We start from the raw sequence: 14007 nt of genomic DNA on the forward strand, positions 1-14007 counted from the left end.
CTCCTGTGCTTCGACGTTTCCTTCTGTTGTTCTCGTGCGCTCGAGTGTGGTCAGCCGCCGACCCAGAGCGGCACTGACACGTCATCGATGCCGTGGTGTGCGTCGATGGACAGCCGCAGCTCCCACGGTCCGGCCATCATCAGCGACAGCACGGGAGCACGGAAGCGGCCGCCACCGGTGGCAGTCATCGGAATGGGTTCTCCGGCATGCCCCATCAGCTGCTGAACGGCTTGGACCCGCACTGTCGCGTGGTCGATCGGTGCGCCGGCGCGATCGGTGACCGTGACGTCGACTGCGGTGTCGCCGATGCGCAGGCTGTCGATCGCGACGGTGACGAGGTGTTGCGGCGTACCGGTTTTCAGGACGACCGGACCGGATTTACTCGGCCACACCAACCTCCCCGCCAGTGCGAGCACGAGCACGACGGCGACCGCGATGAGTAGGCGTTTCCCGGTGAAGGTGCTCATCGGTGCGCTCCCGGCGCAGGCGCGACATCCAGCACGACAGGGACGGTGAGCACGGTGTATTGCCTTTCGGCCTGGATCCAGAGTCGATAGCGGCCTGCGATCGGGAAGGTGTAGGTGAACGGGACATCGGGGCCGTAGGCGGCCACGGTTTCGTCGGGTGCGCTCTCGCCGTTGACGGGCGGCATGAGCATGACGCCGCGTGCCGGGGCGGTGGCGCCGTGCTCGCTCATCCCTGGCATGTCGTGCCCGCTCATCCCCGGCATGCTGTGCTCGCTCATCCCTGGCTTGCTGCCCATATCGTGCCCGCTCGTGCTGCCCATGTCGTGCATCGATGTCGGCCCCATCGAATGGGCATGCCCCCAGATCGCCGAGTCCTGCACGCCCGCAGCGATATCCGCCGCATTGTCCGGTAACGGCCCCGCCATGATCAGATGACCGACCATCCCGAGCCACGGCTGCAGGTCGGCGCTGTCACCGATCTCGGCGACGAGAGTGGTGGGAGTCCCAGCGACCGCGGCGGACGTGCGGACGGTGATCGCGGTGCCGTTCACCGTGGTCGACGCCGAGGTGGCGCTGCCCCCGAGATGCAACGGGGCACCCGCAGTGCCGGTAGGAGCACCCGAATTGCTCGCAGGCGCCCCATCATTGGGCGTCGCCACGAAACCGGTTGCCGCGCGCACCATCTGGACACCGCCACCACGCCGCGCCACTTCGGCGGACAGCGCGGAACGCCCGGCCTCCGGCGCCGCGAGATGAACCTGATAGCGACCCGGTCCGGTCCGGATCGGATGCAGATGCGACAGCCCGCCGGACGGGCCGACCACCAGCAGATGCATGAGCGCGCTGTCGTGCACGACGAGATCGTCGGCAGGCAGGCCGGTGGCGGCGTCGATCAGCACCAGATTGAGATCGCCGGGCCGCCCGGCGGGCAGCGGTCCGCCCTCGACGGTGAGCAGCACGGGCGGACGGGAGAAGTCCGAAACCATCGGCTGATTCAGGGCATACGGATCGCTGACATTGTCCACGGTGGGGTCGAGCTGACCGCCGGGCTGCGGCGGCAGCGGCAACGACACCGAGAGCAGCGCGGCCGTCACCGATACCGCGACACCGGCGACCATGCCACCGGCGGGCAGCAATGCCCAGGCAGTGCGCCGTGCGCGCATCGCAACCAGAACTGAAACCGGTAGCAGCACACCGGCGACCAGGAAGCCGACATAGACCAAACGTTCCGGCGGCGAGATGACCTGTGCGGGCACCACGAACGGAATTCGCGCCACCCGGGTGCCGTCGCCGATCGCGAGTTCCCACGGGCCAGGCCGGTCCATGTCGAGGGTGGCCGAGTACATCCCTGGTGCGGCACCGAGTTCGACGAACGACTCTGCGGTGGACACGCCCGGCGCGGGCAGCGACGAGTTGCCGTCTGTCACACCGGTCGGCGTCGCTGCGACGGTGAGACGCCCTGCGGCCGTGCCGGTATGGGTCACGACATCCACCCGCAGCGGTCCAGGCACACTCGTCACCCGGCGCAACACGACGGTCAGTTCGCGATCGCCGAGCGACTGTGCGACCGAAAGATCCCCACCCGCCGCGGCGGAGTCGGCGAACGCGGGCGCCGCCCCGGCCGACAGCAGCAGGAGCCACAGCCCCGCGACGAGCAGGACGCGACGGCGAACGGCGCGGGCGACAGTCACGATCGCCATGGTAGGGACGCCGACGAACCAGATCATCACCTCCAGAGGGGATCTCGCCTCCCCCGTCGGGATGATGCCCGCTCAGGGAATGTCCCGGAGAATGCGCGCCGATCCGCGCGGCCCACCCCTCCGATCAGGACGAACTACCGCTATTACCAGGCCAATCCGTCGCCTGCCTCTTGACATCACCCCTCCAGTCGCATGCAATATATTGCATGCCGGTTCCACACGATGAAGGTCTCGTCTCCAGGTCACTGCTGCGGGACAACGCCTACTGGGCGATCCGCGACGCCATCGTCAACGGCACCCTCGCCCCCGGCGAACGCCTCAACGACGGCGATCTGGTGAAGTGGTTGGGCGTCAGCCGCACTCCGGTGCGCGAGGCACTCATGCGGCTCGAACAGGCGGGCCTGGTGCAGACCAAACCCGGCCGCTACACCATCGTCAGCCCACTCGACGTCCGCGCCATCCGAGCTGCGCAGGCAGTGACCGGCGCGATGCACGAACTCGCGATCCGCGAGGCGCTGCCCAACCTGTGCGACGGCGAACTCGCGGCCATGCGCGCGGCCAACGCCCGATTCGCCGATGCCTTGCACCGCAACGACGTCGACGCGGCGCTCGCCGCCGACGACGACTTCCACGATGTCCCCGCCACCGCCTCCGCCAATGACGCGCTGCGCGCCGTGCTCGAGCAGTACACCCCGGTCCTGCGCCGGGTGGAACGCCTACGGTTCGCCTCGCTCAGCGGCCGCGGTTCGGTGGCGCAGCACGATCGCATCATCGAGCGATGCGAAGCGGGCGATATCGAAGGTGCGGTGGCCGCGGTGCGCGTGAACTGGCAGACGCTGCTGCCGCTGCTCGAAACCCTTACTCCCTGAACGCAATCCCGTTGGCACCACCCTAGGAAGCACTATGTCTCTCGACTCCTTCCAGCGTTACCCGCTCCTGTTCGGCCCGAGCCCCATCCATCCGCTGGAACGGCTCAGCGAGCATCTCGGCGGCGCCCGCATCTGGGCCAAGCGCGAAGACTGCAACAGCGGACTCGCCTTCGGCGGCAACAAGACTCGCAAGCTCGAGTACCTGGTGCACGACGCGCTCAGCAAGGGCGCGGACACATTGGTCAGCATCGGCGGCGTGCAGTCCAACCACACCAGGCAGGTCGCCGCGGCCGCGGCCAGGACCGGATTGAAAGCCGTACTGGTGCAAGAGAGTTGGGTCGACTGGCCGGATCCGGTCAACGACAAGGTCGGCAATATCCTGCTGTCGCGCATCATGGGCGCCGATGTGCGTCTCGTCGAAGCCGGATTCGGAATCGGCTTCAAGGACAGCTGGTATCAGGCGCTCGACGACGTCAAAAACACCGGAGGGACGCCATATCCGATCCCCGCAGGCGCCTCCGACCATCCGCTCGGCGGCCTCGGCTTCGCCAATTGGGCCTACGAAGTGCAACGGCAGGAACGCGAGCTCGGCGTCTTCTTCGACACGATCATCGTGGCCGCAGGCACCGGAAGCACGCAGGCGGGCATGATCGCAGGCTTCGCGGACCAGGACCGGCCGCGCCGGGTACTCGGCATCGACATCACGGCCACCCTCGCCGAAACCCGCGCACAGGTCGAGAAGATCGCCCGCAGCACAGCCGAACTCATCGGCGTACGCCGCGACCTGCGCGACGACGAGATCACCGTGCTCGACGGCTGGGCCGGTGATCTCTACGGCATTCCCGTCGACTCCACCGTCGAAGCCATCCGGCTCAGCGGCCGCCTCGAGGGCATGGTTCTCGACCCCGTCTACGAGGGCAAGTCGATGGCCGGACTCATCGACCTGATTCGCACCGGGCTCATCCCTACCGATGCCACCGTCCTCTACGCACACCTCGGCGGCCAGCCTGCACTGAACGCCTATAGCGGCATCTTCTGATCAGCCGATCGGCGGCCCGGGAATGGGGCAGGCGTCCACCGCCTCCGCAACCACCTGGGCCGCGTCCGGCACCGGCGGCCGGGCGCCCTCGGCGTACTCGGCGCCGAGCAGCGGCGGCTTCGCAGCCAGTGTGGCGTTCTCGTCCTGGCTGAAAGCCCTTGCCCGGCTGAGGAATCGCCAACCCTCGGGTGCTTCCAGACTGAAACCGGAACCGCGGCCCGGCACCAGATCGATCACGAGCTGCGTGTGTTTCCACGCCTGGAACTGCGGGCCGGAAATCCAGACCGGCACGGCGTCGAGATCCGCGGACGGCAGCGTCGTCGGCACCTCGCCGACCGCGAGACGCAGATCGATGATGCCGACCAGCACGTCGCGATCGCCGATGATGAACTCCCCCAACGGATAACACATCGGCGACGAGCCATCGCAGCATCCGCCGGACTGGTGCATCATCAGCGCACCGTGCCTCTCACGGAGGCGGCGCAGCAAAGCCGTCGCCGCCTCCGTCGCGACCAGACGGGGCGGGGCGACACGCACCGTGGCGCCCCCTCCCGCGACGTCCATCGACATCAGAAGAATCCCATGGCTTTCGGCGCGTAGCTGACCAGCAGGTTCTTCGTCTGCTGATAGTGATCCAGCATCATCCGGTGGTTCTCCCTGCCGATGCCGGACTGCTTGTAGCCACCGAACGCCGCGTGCGCCGGATACTGGTGATAGGTGTTCGTCCACACCCGGCCCGCCTTGATATCGCGGCCTGCCCGGTACGCGGTGTCGCCCGCCCTGGACCACACGCCGGCGCCGAGACCGTACAGGGTGTCGTTGGCGATCGAGATCGCGTCGTCGTAGTCGGTGAACGAGGTCACCGACACCACCGGACCGAAGATCTCCTCCTGGAAGATCCGCATCGAGTTGCGGCCCGTGAAGATCGTCGGCTGCACGTAGTAGCCGCCGTTCAGGTCGCCGCCGAGCAGCGCGCGCTCCCCACCGGTCACCAACTGTGCGCCCTCACCCTTACCGATCTCGATGTAGGACAACACCTTTTCCAGCTGATCGTTGGAGGCCTGCGCACCGATCATCGTCTCGCTGTCGAGCGGATCGCCCTGCCGCACAGCCTTTGTCCGCAGCGCGGCCAGATCGAGGAACCGGTCGAAGATGTCGGCCTGAATCAGCGAACGCGACGGACACGTGCACACCTCGCCCTGATTCAGGGCGAACATCGTGAACCCCTCCAGCGACTTGTCCAAGAAGTCGTCATCGGCCGACATCACATCGGAGAAGAAGATATTCGGGCTCTTGCCGCCGAGCTCCAGCGTCACCGGGATCAGGTTCTGCGAGGCGTACTGCATGATCAGCCTGCCGGTGGTGGTCTCACCGGTGAACGCGATCTTGGCGATCCGGTTACTCGACGCCAGCGGCTTGCCCGCCTCGACACCGAAACCGTTGACGATATTGACCACGCCGGGCGGCAGCAGATCACCGATGATGCTCCACAGGAACAGAATCGAGGCCGGGGTCTGCTCGGCAGGCTTGAGCACGACACAGTTCCCGGCCGCCAACGCGGGCGCCAACTTCCACGTCGCCATCAGGATCGGGAAGTTCCACGGAATGATCTGCCCGACCACCCCCAACGGCTCGTGGAAGTGATAGGCCACCGTGTCCGCGTCGATCTCCGACAACGAACCCTCTTGTGCCCGAATGGCACCCGCGAAATACCGGAAGTGATCCACCGCCAACGGAATATCGGCGGCCACCGCCTCCCGGATCGGCTTCCCGTTGTCCCACGTCTCCGCCACCGCGATCGCCTCGAGGTTCTCCTCGATGCGATCCGCGATCTTGTTCAGGATCACGGCCCGCTCCGCCACCGACGTCTTCCCCCAGGCGGGTGCAGCGGCGTGCGCCGCATCGAGTGCGAGCTCGATATCCTCGGCGGTGGAACGCGCTACCTCACAAAAGGTTTCACCGGTAACCGGCGTGGAATTCTCGAAATACTGCCCCTTGACCGGTGCCACCCACTGGCCACCGATCCAATTGTCATACCTGGCTTGGAACGAAACCGGGGAATCCGGCGACCCCGGACGGGCATAAGCAGTCATCAAAGCTCCTAGCGTTCACAACGGTCACACTGTGATCCACGACACTAGTTGCCCAACGTTGCATCATCGTTGGGAACGAATGCCGGCCGCTGCCCGCGGTCGACCTGCCGGATGATCGTTACCTGCAAAGCCGCGGTCAGCGCGAAGAATGCCGTTGCGCCCCACCACAAGACCGGTTGCAGGAGCAGCAAAGCGAGCCAGGTCCAAATCCAGGTCGTGAGCCAGCTGAGCCACCAGCCCGCCACCACCATGCTGTAGCTCGCTGTGGCGGCGCCCGCGTGCGCGGGTGTGCGGCTGGCTCGATGCACGTCTCCGACGACAAGGGCGGGCAGGATGAGATTGGCCAGGGGGACAAACCAGCCGCCGATTGTCCAACCACGTTTCAGCAGGTGCCCGCCCGGTGCCAGCCGCTCTGCAATGAGCCTGGCCCGCCACAGCCAAGCCAAGAACGACACTCCGGCGAGGAACAGCGTGAAAGCCCAGACCGCGGTCCCCAAGAGCGTCAGTGGTGCCCACGCATCCACTGCCGCTTCATGCGCTGCCGAGCCGTCGGGAGCGTCGCGCACCGCCTGATATTTGGGCGAGGCGATGGCGATCAACGCAGGCCCGATGACGACGGTGCCGCTCAGCACGGCCGCGACCATGCCGAGACCGCCGTTCGGCGCAGCCTGGACCGCGGGTCGACTAGCCGGCGCCGACGGCTGTTCCATCGGCTCTGCGCCGATGCCGTCCGCTCGGTCTGCTTGCCATCGTCCGACTCGGGCCAGCAGCACGGCGAGGAGGACAACGGCGGTGGTCCATAGGACCAGGCTCGTTGACTGCACCAGCAACCCGGCACGCGCGGGGCCCGAGGAAGGTGCGAATCCGTACCGGACGCCGATAGAGAGCAGGTAAGCCACGAAAAGCGTGCAGGCTCCGAGCACAAAGGACAACCACCACGCAACGACAATCCACGTCAGCGGGGAAGGAAAGAGGCGCACAGCGTTTCGCGGTGTGGTCGGATTGCTCGCGCGCTGGATGTCGTCGACCAGGATGGGCGGAACCACCCAGTTCACCAGTGGGAGAAAACCTACGATGGCCCACACCTTGGGAAGGCGATGCTGCGCGGAGCAGAGCAATTCAGCGTTGGCCCGAGCGCGGTAGACCCAGACGACGAACAGCACGCTGGCCAGTAGTTGCACGAGCACCGAGGTCAACGCCACGCCACTGATGGATTGCGTTGCCTCCTCGAGATTCGCGAGGTACGCCGAGGCATCGACCGTGTCCCGCTCCCAATCCCCGAACCGCTCGACCAGCTCCCAGGTGAGCAACAGCTCGACCGCGCGCAGTCCCGTGGCCACTGCAGCGCCGGCGACGACGACGAACCCCAGCCCGCGGATCGAGCGAAACGACGATGCCGTAGGGGACGGAATGCTTGCTCCGCGACCGTATTCGGTGTAGTTGATGGCCATAAATCCCCCGCAATCGTGAAATCCGAAACAGGACAGTATGACACACCGTCGAAGCGGAAGGGGTATGGCAATCAGTAACGCGGGGCAAACTGGGCGTTCACCGGGCGCGACAGCTCGAAACTGTTGTCACGCTAGCTGTTCCGGCCTCGAAATCCGCGCTGAGGCGGTGCGACGAGGGGCGGTCAGACGATGCGGTAGGACAGCAGCTTGTCCAATTCAGGGGCCAAGTCTTCGATGTCGAAGTCCCCTTCATAGGTGACAACGACTTTGTCGGAAGGCAGGTCCGGGGATACCCAGTACGTGACACCGCTGTAGGTCTTGCCGAGGCGAAGCATGCGGGTTGCTTCAACATCCTTGTCCCAGCCCGGGATTCCGTCGGGGAAGCCCGCTTCCGTCGCGAAGGTGCGCATTTGACGAGGAGACAGCAACCCATAGGATTCCCAGTCCTCGGCGGTGTAGCCCGCGTGCACGTCACGCAGAAAGGTGCGGACCGGGCCGGAGACGCCGTCCCACAGCGGTGGCGTCACATCGCGTGCGGCGCTCGGGTCCCAGCCGATCCACACCACCCACGGCTCGTCCACGCCGGCGGCGGCGTAGACGAGCACGCACTCCTCGCGTAGCAGGCAGACGCGGACATCGGCGAGTTGTTCATCCAGGGCCGCAGCGAAATTCGGAACCAGTTCGACGAAATCGCTGTTCCACAGCGAGCGGGCGATCGCAGCGCGTTCGGCAGGATCACCGGATGCCGCGATCGGACGCCAGCGCACCGGCACCAGGACGTTGTCCATCGTGGTGGCGTCGATGAATTCGACCGGGCGGTCCTCTTCGAGCGCGGTAACGATGTCTTCCTGGTCGATCCGGGGCACTACGGTCCTCCTTGAAGTTCGAGGAGATCCTGGATCAAGCGCAACAGTTGAGATCGGACCTGGTCCTCCAGGGCTACCTGCGCGGCCTGCCAGTTCGGGTCGACCCCGAGTATGTCACCTGCGCTGCGTGATTGCTTGGCCCGGTTGGCCGTGAACGTCAGCCATTGCAGACCGGCCGCGGCGTTGGCGAGCATGATCATGTTTTCCGGCGTCAAGCCGAGAAAGCCCGGCATGTGGAACATTTCGGCCAGCGAAACCACGTGGTCCAGCGAAACCGCAGAACCGCCCTTGGCGTCCTTGCCTACCCGACCGCCAGGATAGGCCTGGTCCGGGTCATTGACGGCAGGCCGAAGCTGCCCCTGGAGCGGACCGGTCACTTTGCTCTTACTCGGCGGGCTGATCGATCGCACGACTTTGTAGAGTTCGCGCGCCGGTGAATCTGTCGGCACGGCATACCCCTGCTTGCCGCCAGCCGGGTAGGGCAGGGTGTAGCCCTGCGGCACTTTGTTTTTCGCGGCGGTCGTCCGTTCGATTTGACGCGGCGTCACCTGGGAGAGCAGCCCTGGGTCCACGATCCGTTGCAGCACGTCGAGGCATCTGCGCAAGTTGGCCTTCGCGGTGGCGAGCTGCTGATTCAGCGTGTTGGCTTCGGCGTTGTACGCGTTGTACGCCGCTTGCTCGCGCGGCAATTCGAACAAGTTACGTTGCGCGTTGTGCCGCACTATGCCCTGATCGGCGCGCTGCACGGCCAGTTCCTGCGCTTCGCACATCCGTTTCGGTGGCGGCGGAGGAGCCAGCGGAGACGTCGGCACCGGCGAGGGTTGCGCGTTGACGACCGGAGCGCCGACCAACGAGGCGCACACCAGTAGCGCCGCCATCATCACAGTGCCGAGGCGGATGCGTTCATCAAGCCGACGCGACATAGGACCCCTCCGTAATACCAACGGTAGCATTGCATTACGTCTATGGGCTACCGTGAAAGCCAACGCCTTCATCTCCGGGGGGAGCAAGTAGTCGTGACCGATCCGTCGCCGTCTCGCTTTCAGCTCACCCCTGCGCGAATGATCGCGCTCATCGCGGTTTTCGTGCTTGTCGGCATCGGTTGCGCTGTCGCGCTGGTGATTTATCTGACGCAACCCGAGCGAGGCGACGATGCGCGAATACGCTCGGCGATCAAGGATTTCGCAAGCGCGGTGGAGTCGGGCAGCGCTGCGCAGGTCACCGAGTTGCTGTGCGAAGAAGAAGCCGCGACCTTCACCGATCGCGCCTCCGCAGGCGAAGACCCTGACTCAGGAGGCCAATCGGACGTTGATCGGCAACGCCGGCCCGTCGATGTATCCGATGTTGTCATCCGGGGCGAGGTCGCCTCGGCTCTGGTTGCACGCCCGCCGAGCGAGCCCCGTCGGCTGTATTTCCGCAAAGAAGGTGACCGCTGGAAAGTGTGCGCGCCCGCTGCGGATCAGTTCGGTTAGCGGCCCGCGCCGCGGAGTCCATTGTCAGGGCCCATGAGTGGCTGTACGCCGACTCTGCTTCGGCCGCAAACGAGATCGTCGTTCACCAGCCCGGAATCGCTACGATTCGTGCTGTGGCTCTACTAGTGCACCTGACACCGGAGAAGAACGCGCGGCGAATCCGCCGGGCGGGCATCACCGCGGGTGGTTTCAGGCGCGGAGTCTTCTGCCTGCCGGTGTTGCCGTCCTACGTGCTGTCGCACCAATGGTTGCGCGAATTGCGGCGCGGTGGGCAGCGACTCATCGTTGCCGTGCATTTCCGCATACCCGACGACGAAACCGTCCAGGTCGGCCATTACTCGAACTCGGGCGCGGAAATGACTGCAGCCGAAGCTGTTTCCGTCATCTTGCACGCCGAGGACCCGCGCGGATACGAAATCGTCGTTCCTCGTTCGATCGCTCCCACCGAGCTCCATCGGATCCGGCACGTCCGACAGGTCGCCGGCTGGCGCTACCATCCCGACTCGCACGGTCGCCGCCCCTGCGCCTGCCCGGCCTGCCTGGGGCGCGGAGAATTCAAGGCCGCCGACCTCCGCCGCCGATACTCCGACGACCCCCCGATACCCACGAAACCTCAACTGCTCGAACAACTCCGCAATGCGGCCGACGATGACGACGTGATCGTCGCCCTCTACGATTTGGGTCGCCGCAGTCGTGGTGATGTCGTCGACGTCGCCCACCTGGTCGACCATCCCAACCCCGAGATCCGCTCCGCCCTCGCCTGGGCATTGCACCGATACCGCGGCACCGAGCCCCGCCAACTACTGACGCGATTGGCCAGCGACCCCGATCCCGAAGTGCGCAACGCCGCAACAAAGCGACGCTAGACGTTTCGGTGAACCAGTCCCTGGCCGTGGAAAATGGGGCTGCTGGGAAACGCTCACCAGCTGATAGGTCAACAGCAGTCCCGAGGACAGCTACACCCACTTCGAGGGACCTTGGTACCGCTTCTATGACGGCTTCTGACCACTCACCGCGCGCGTGACTGGTCAGGTGATCAGGCAGTGATCGATTCATGATGTCCACGGCAGGCGGATACAACGAAGCCTTGTAGCATCCGCGCGGTGAGGAACCTGATCGTCGCTACCGCGCTACTGATGTCCGGTGCAGTCGCCGCAGCGTCGTGTGCGTCCACACCGACGAATTCGACGACCGCATCGCCAACCGAACAGCCCGCATTTCCACAGTTACTGTCGGCGCAGGATCAGGAGATGATCGCTTACCGCGACACCCTCCGCCCGCTCGACCCGTGCGGCTATGTCGTCGACGACGCGGCGATGCAGCGGATCGGGACGCCGGACTACTTCGGCGCATTGGGCACATTCGACACTTGCCGGGTGTCATTCAACCCGCGTGGCGGGGACGACCCCACCTTGATCACCGCCACCATGTATCCCCTCGGTGGCCCGCAGTACGAGGGCCCGATCACGCCGCACCCTGGCGTCGAGGGCGTGTCTTGTACGGCCGACGTGCCGGTCAGCGATCGCAGGCATCTCAACTTCATCGTCTATGCCGGCGGCGATTTCATCGGAGATCACCCGAAAGGCGATGTGTGCGAGACCGTGCGGGACATCGCCACAGCGGCCGTTCCGCACCGGCTCGAACGTCCCCTGCGCGCGACATCGCAACGCGCACATATAAACTCGCGGCTGGCCACGCTCGACCCGTGCGCCGTGCTCGGCAAGGTCGGGCCGGGACACCGTCCCGCGCTCGCAGACAATGGGACCAACGGGGATCCTTGGTCATGCGCCTTCCATCTCGACCGCGGCGACGAGTCGACACTCCAGCACATCATCTACGCGTTCGACTCTGACCGTTGGTCTATGGGCAGGGAGCGAGCCCGCGGACTCATCGCGAAGGAAACCACGATCGGCGGCCTTCGCGCCGTGGAGAGTTCCGGGAGCCACGACCCCGGGTATACCGGTGCCTGTTGGATCTATCTCGCGACCGCTCCACAGCCGGCTGTCGCCACACTCCGCACCGACGAGCAGTCCACCGATCACGGAAAGTCCGAAATCATCTCAATCAGAGCCGATAACGGCTGCACTGCGGCCCGCACCACCGCGGAAGAACTCACGCGGCTCTACAACCAGCTTCCACACTGACCGACACACACAGCCTGTCGGACGCCAACTGGCGCGGTCCGCGAGACGAGATCGACTGCGACACAGATCATCTGCGCAGGCCGATGGCAACCACTGGTAACGGAGATTCGTCACGCGACGATACGACCAGCGAACCCCACTGTGATGGACGAGCTGGTCAGGTGATCAGTGGGAATTGAGGGCGGCATCGGCCGAGAGACCAGTTACCTCAGTTCCCAGTGATCAATTGTCCAGCAACGCATCTCGGACAATGTGCTCAGCCGAATGCCCCAATGAACTCGAGGATAAACGGTATCGCCGACAGCGAACCGTTGTATTGCCGGTGTCCGCCCCAAGACCGTGCGTTGTTCGCCCCGCGGCCGGTAAGACTCGCTGAGGCTCAAACCATCCCGCGACCCGCGCGTTCCGCGCGAAGGTCGAACTGTCGTGGCGCTGACCGCTCGGGAGGGAGATGTGCAGTCTTGCCGCGGGCCGACGTGGCTCGGTGCGCGGGAGGCGGGCCCGTGCTCCCACGGGTCTCAGCTCAGTGGTGGGTTCCGTGGTTGGCACGGATGTGACCCAGGCGGCCCGTGTTTAGCGTTATGAGCATGGAAATCACCGCAAACATCAGCACTGATATCAACGTTCAGCTCGAGGTGGCCGACCCTCAGGCCGCTGCGGCGATCTATGACGCCGCGTTCGGACTGGGTGACCGGCTCGGGTTCCGGGCAGCGCAGGAGCCGACCACCGGTTTCCGTGGATTCATCCTGTCGCTGGTGGTGTCGCAGCCCTCGACCGTCGACAGCCTCGTCGGCACCGCGGTCGACGCCGGGTTCACCGTCCTCAAGCCCGCGAAGAAGAGCCTGTGGGGTTACAGCGCGGTGGTGCAGGCGCCGGAGGGCACGATCTGGAAGATCGCGACCTCGAACAAGAAGGATGTCGGCCCGTTCACCCGCGAGATCGACGACCTGGTGTTGCTGATGGGTGTGTCGGATGTGAAGGCCAGCAAGCAGTTCTACGCCGATCGCGGGTTGACGGTGTCGAAGAGCTTCGGCGGCAAGTACGCCGAGTTCGCGAGCTCGGGCTCCCCGGTCACCCTGGCGTTGTACCCACGCAAGGCTGCCGCCAAGGAAGCGGGCGTCGCCCTGGAAGGCAGCGGATCACACCGCATCGTCATGAACAGCGGCATCGGCTCGTTCACCGACCCCGACGGGTTCGCGTGGGAAGCAACAGCCTGAGCGCCCAGGGAACCGACCAGCCTTACGCCGAGTAGCCACGATCCCGAGCAGGCAGAACAACAGGAGAGAGATCATGAAGTTTTGGACCCACGTCGAGCCACCCGAGCCCATGCGTGGCCTGGAAGTTCCACCCGAGGTGGTGGCAGCGCTCGGCGAGGGTGCACGGCCGCCGGTGACGATCACGATCAACGGGCACTCCTGGAAGAGCCGAGTCGCTCTCATGCGCGGCCGCCACCTGCTCGGCCTCAGCAACGCCAACCGGCAGGCCGCGGGAGTCGCGATCGGCGACAAGGTCGAAGTCGAGCTCGAACTCGACACAGAGCCACGCGTCGTCGTCGAACCCCCAGACTTCACCCAAGCCCTGGACGCCGACCCCGTCGCCCGCGCCGCCTACGACAACCTCGCCCACAGCCGCAAACGCGAGCACGTGCACTCCATCGAAAGCGCGAAGAAGCCTGACACGCGCCAACGCCGCATCGAGAAAGCCATTGCCACCCTGCGAGGCTGAAGGAATCACGCGCACAAGGAATTGAGTCGCAGCAAATTCCTTGCCGATCGTGAGGTCACCCGCACTCCCGTCAACGCCTCCGAGGCCAACGCACACGCTCCATTCCCCCCGTCTTCGCCCACTGTCGTCGGAATGCACGAAGACAGGATCCTGGTCAGGTGCTCAGGGGGCACTGTGGGCG

General features: G+C 65.4%; 14 protein-coding genes. 7 read left to right on the plus strand and 7 right to left on the minus strand.

The window, feature by feature from the left end:
* Window positions 1-50: 50 nt before the first annotated feature.
* Both NA11_RS14870 and NA11_RS14875 read right to left on the minus strand, forming a co-directional pair.
* Entirely contained in the window at window positions 51-467 is a 417-nt protein-coding gene (locus NA11_RS14870; protein WP_069162464.1) for a FixH family protein, read from the minus strand.
* Entirely contained in the window at window positions 464-2158 is a 1695-nt protein-coding gene (locus NA11_RS14875) for a DUF8832 domain-containing protein (protein ID WP_245745886.1), read from the minus strand. The genes NA11_RS14870 and NA11_RS14875 overlap by 4 nt, the downstream gene beginning before the upstream one ends.
* Before the next feature lie 215 nt (window positions 2159-2373).
* Here NA11_RS14875 and NA11_RS14880 point away from each other — a divergent pair, with 215 nt between their 5' ends.
* Together NA11_RS14880 and NA11_RS14885 are read left to right on the plus strand one after the other, a co-directional pair.
* Window positions 2374-3036: a GntR family transcriptional regulator gene (locus NA11_RS14880; protein WP_069162465.1), complete on the plus strand. Its 663-nt coding sequence runs from the start codon at window positions 2374-2376 to the stop codon at window positions 3034-3036.
* 34 nt (window positions 3037-3070) lie between these two features.
* Window positions 3071-4075, plus strand: a complete 1005-nt coding sequence (locus tag NA11_RS14885; protein WP_069162466.1) for a 1-aminocyclopropane-1-carboxylate deaminase — start codon at window positions 3071-3073, stop codon at window positions 4073-4075.
* Here the strand turns inward: NA11_RS14885 and NA11_RS14890 are convergent, their stop codons facing one another.
* From NA11_RS14890 to NA11_RS14910, 5 genes are all read right to left on the minus strand, one after another.
* Window positions 4076-4645 carry a DUF779 domain-containing protein gene (locus NA11_RS14890; protein ID WP_245745887.1) on the minus strand — a complete coding sequence of 190 codons (570 nt, stop codon included), beginning with the start codon at window positions 4643-4645 and terminating at the stop codon, window positions 4076-4078.
* Window positions 4645-6168, minus strand: a complete 1524-nt coding sequence (gene adh, locus NA11_RS14895; RefSeq protein ID WP_069162467.1) for an aldehyde dehydrogenase — start codon at window positions 6166-6168, stop codon at window positions 4645-4647. The genes NA11_RS14890 and adh overlap by 1 nt, the downstream gene beginning before the upstream one ends.
* Window positions 6169-6212: 44 nt before the next feature.
* Entirely contained in the window at window positions 6213-7619 is a 1407-nt protein-coding gene (locus NA11_RS14900; RefSeq protein WP_069162468.1) for a DUF4328 domain-containing protein, read from the minus strand.
* 182 nt (window positions 7620-7801) lie between these two features.
* The gene (locus NA11_RS14905) at window positions 7802-8485 is read right to left on the minus strand and encodes a hypothetical protein (RefSeq protein WP_069162469.1); all 684 of its coding nucleotides are present in this window, start codon (window positions 8483-8485) and stop codon (window positions 7802-7804) included.
* On the minus strand, window positions 8485-9231 hold the full coding sequence (locus NA11_RS14910; protein WP_141717589.1) for a hypothetical protein: 747 nt from the start codon (window positions 9229-9231) through the stop codon (window positions 8485-8487). Before NA11_RS14910 ends, NA11_RS14905 begins: the two co-directional genes overlap by 1 nt.
* A gap of 270 nt (window positions 9232-9501) precedes the next feature.
* Between NA11_RS14910 and NA11_RS14915 the strand changes: the two genes are divergently transcribed.
* From NA11_RS14915 to NA11_RS14935, 5 genes are all read left to right on the plus strand, one after another.
* Window positions 9502-9957: an Rv0361 family membrane protein gene (locus tag NA11_RS14915; protein WP_141717590.1), complete on the plus strand. Its 456-nt coding sequence runs from the start codon at window positions 9502-9504 to the stop codon at window positions 9955-9957.
* A 113-nt stretch (window positions 9958-10070) separates the two neighbouring features.
* Window positions 10071-10823, plus strand: coding sequence for a HEAT repeat domain-containing protein (locus NA11_RS14920; RefSeq protein ID WP_069162472.1), 753 nt, complete (start codon window positions 10071-10073; stop codon window positions 10821-10823).
* Between the two features lie 384 nt (window positions 10824-11207).
* Window positions 11208-12101: a DUF3558 domain-containing protein gene (locus NA11_RS14925; protein ID WP_141717591.1), complete on the plus strand. Its 894-nt coding sequence runs from the start codon at window positions 11208-11210 to the stop codon at window positions 12099-12101.
* Window positions 12102-12688: 587 nt separating this feature from the next.
* Window positions 12689-13318 (plus strand): VOC family protein, encoded by a 630-nt coding sequence (locus NA11_RS14930; protein ID WP_174567691.1) that lies wholly within the window; start codon window positions 12689-12691, stop codon window positions 13316-13318.
* A 73-nt stretch (window positions 13319-13391) separates the two neighbouring features.
* On the plus strand, window positions 13392-13826 hold the full coding sequence (locus NA11_RS14935) for a YdeI/OmpD-associated family protein (protein WP_069162474.1): 435 nt from the start codon (window positions 13392-13394) through the stop codon (window positions 13824-13826).
* Window positions 13827-14007 lie beyond the last annotated feature (181 nt).

The sequence above is a fragment of the Nocardia altamirensis NBRC 108246 genome, from assembly GCF_001612685.1.
In the GTDB taxonomy this organism is placed as follows: Bacteria; Actinomycetota; Actinomycetes; order Mycobacteriales; family Mycobacteriaceae; genus Nocardia; species Nocardia altamirensis.

Coding starts and splice junctions, on each gene's coding strand:
- NA11_RS14870 (WP_069162464.1), bottom strand. CDS start 467: ATGAGCACCTTCACCGGGAAACGCCTACTCATCGCGGTCGCCGTCGTG.
- NA11_RS14880 (WP_069162465.1), top strand. CDS start 2,374: ATGCCGGTTCCACACGATGAAGGTCTCGTCTCCAGGTCACTGCTGCGG.
- NA11_RS14885 (WP_069162466.1), top strand. CDS start 3,071: ATGTCTCTCGACTCCTTCCAGCGTTACCCGCTCCTGTTCGGCCCGAGC.
- NA11_RS14890 (WP_245745887.1), bottom strand. CDS start 4,645: ATGTCGATGGACGTCGCGGGAGGGGGCGCCACGGTGCGTGTCGCCCCG.
- adh (WP_069162467.1), bottom strand. CDS start 6,168: ATGACTGCTTATGCCCGTCCGGGGTCGCCGGATTCCCCGGTTTCGTTC.
- NA11_RS14900 (WP_069162468.1), bottom strand. CDS start 7,619: ATGGCCATCAACTACACCGAATACGGTCGCGGAGCAAGCATTCCGTCC.
- NA11_RS14925 (WP_141717591.1), top strand. CDS start 11,208: ATGATCGCTTACCGCGACACCCTCCGCCCGCTCGACCCGTGCGGCTAT.
- NA11_RS14930 (WP_174567691.1), top strand. CDS start 12,689: ATGGAAATCACCGCAAACATCAGCACTGATATCAACGTTCAGCTCGAG.
- NA11_RS14935 (WP_069162474.1), top strand. CDS start 13,392: ATGAAGTTTTGGACCCACGTCGAGCCACCCGAGCCCATGCGTGGCCTG.